We start from the raw sequence: 1,768 nt of genomic DNA, 5'->3' as shown, positions 1-1,768 counted from the left end.
GGTTTTTATTTGTTAAATTAGGTGCTTAAACACGCCACTAATCATACACAAACACGTTGTGCATAATTTAACCGAAACGCAAAATGCCATTCCCAATCGACAAAAAATACATCGAAGAAACTGAATCAGAATTGAATGTAAAATTCCCGACTGAATTTAAAAATCGAATGATAAAATCAAATGGCGGAGAATTATTAATTTCGAGAGAATTTGAATTTGAACTACATCCTTTTTTTGATAAATCAGACCGAAAGCGAATAAGTCGGACTTGAAACAAAAAATGCTCGTGAATGGAATGGATTTCCTGAAAATGGAATAGCAATTGGTGCAGATGGTTTTGGGAATAAATTAATATTGACTCATAATGGAAATAGAAATCTTTCTGACGAACTGTATTTCTGGAATCACGAAACAAGGAAAACAGAAAAAATAGCTGAATCTATTAATAAGCTTAACATTAAAAAAAGTTCGTTTTGGCGAAAAATATTCGGGATATTATTAATAATTATTTCATTAAGTTCTTGCAAGAATGAACATTTCTGCACAATAAATGAAAATAATGCTGGAAAAGAAGTTTATGATTTAGAAGAGGCTTCTTGTTTTATTGCATTGAAAATGAACAAAAAAACATCTGAATTGAATTTAATTCGTGAAGCTTTGATTGCAGAAGAAAACTATATGAATAATATTGGACTGATTTCCGAAAAGTCAAATTTAGAATCAGATGTTGAAATAGATATTAATGAACTTGCGGAATATGCTCTGAATAAAGAAAAAATTGAATTAACAAAAAATGAATTATTAGAAATTTACGATACTGAAATTGAATATTTAAAATTTATCGGTGTTGTAAATAAATAAAAAACTATGCACAACACTGTATATAATTTATTGCTTGGTTCTAGCCTACTTACGAAAATCCTCGCGGATTTTCTATTCGGTTTTTATTTGTTAACTTAGTTGCTTAACCACGCAACAAACCATATACAAACACGTTACCCAACATTTGAACAAAAATTATGGATAAAAAAATATTAGGAAATTTTATAATCTACTTTCCACCAATTGCCTATATGGCTTTTTCACTTGTTTTGAAAAAAGAAAATACTGGAATTGATTGGACTTCTGTAGTAATTACTGGTCTAATTGCAATGGTAAGCGGAGCCATAGGGAAAAGAATTAAAAATAAAGGCGAAGTTGAATAGAAATCGACACATAATTCTGACCATATATTTGATTTTATTAATTCTAACTTCGTTGGGAACTGGAATTGGTAGCGTAATATTTTATGACAAAACGGCTGAATTAGTTCCAAAATTCACAAAAGGACTTTTATGTCTTCAGTTGTTCTCTGCTTTCGTTGAGATATTTTCCATTTATTTAATTTTCAAATGGCAAAAGTTCGGTTTTTTCGGAGTAATACTCGCCTACTTTTTGAATCTATATATTGCTGATAAATCTGGAATTTTGAATATAAATACGATTATCGGAATCGGAATCAGAATTGGACTGCTATATGGAATTTTGCAAATTAAATCAAAAGGAATTTCGGGTTGGAAAAACTTAAACGAATAAAAACGTTGGGTAACAACGTGTATAATTAATTGCTTTTTTGAGCTTACTTGCGAAAATTCCTGCGGAATTTTCACAGGTTCGTTAAAGTTTGCTAACTTAGTTGCCCAACCACGCAACTAACCATACACAAACACGTTAGCAAAGATTTTGGTGCTAATTTGCAATTTCAAGGCAATCACTAAATTCTGTGCTT

At 30.4% G+C, this 1,768-nt stretch carries 4 protein-coding genes; all 4 read left to right on the top strand.

Annotated elements, in window-relative coordinates; translation table 11 throughout:
• Nucleotides 1-83: 83 nt before the first annotated feature.
• On the top strand, nt 84-272 hold the full coding sequence (locus ABD730_RS13005) for an SMI1/KNR4 family protein (RefSeq protein WP_344715231.1): 189 nt from the start codon (nt 84-86) through the stop codon (nt 270-272).
• An 82-nt stretch (nt 273-354) separates the two neighbouring features.
• Nucleotides 355-861: a hypothetical protein gene (locus ABD730_RS13000; protein WP_486389700.1), complete on the top strand. Its 507-nt coding sequence runs from the start codon at nt 355-357 to the stop codon at nt 859-861.
• A 158-nt stretch (nt 862-1,019) separates the two neighbouring features.
• Nucleotides 1,020-1,205 carry a hypothetical protein gene (locus ABD730_RS12995; protein WP_296355638.1) on the top strand — a complete coding sequence of 62 codons (186 nt, stop codon included), beginning with the start codon at nt 1,020-1,022 and terminating at the stop codon, nt 1,203-1,205.
• Between the two features lie 52 nt (nt 1,206-1,257).
• Nucleotides 1,258-1,575, top strand: coding sequence for a hypothetical protein (locus ABD730_RS12990; protein ID WP_344715227.1), 318 nt, complete (start codon nt 1,258-1,260; stop codon nt 1,573-1,575).
• The last annotated feature ends 193 nt before the right edge of the window (nt 1,576-1,768 follow it).

Source organism: Winogradskyella damuponensis (genome assembly GCF_039538385.1).
GTDB classification, from domain to species: domain Bacteria; phylum Bacteroidota; class Bacteroidia; order Flavobacteriales; family Flavobacteriaceae; genus Winogradskyella; species Winogradskyella damuponensis.
Note: the sequence above shows the minus strand (reverse complement) of the source record. Positions and strands in the feature narration are given on the sequence as shown.

Coding starts and splice junctions, on each gene's coding strand:
- ABD730_RS13005 (WP_344715231.1), top strand. CDS start 84: ATGCCATTCCCAATCGACAAAAAATACATCGAAGAAACTGAATCAGAA.
- ABD730_RS12995 (WP_296355638.1), top strand. CDS start 1,020: ATGGATAAAAAAATATTAGGAAATTTTATAATCTACTTTCCACCAATT.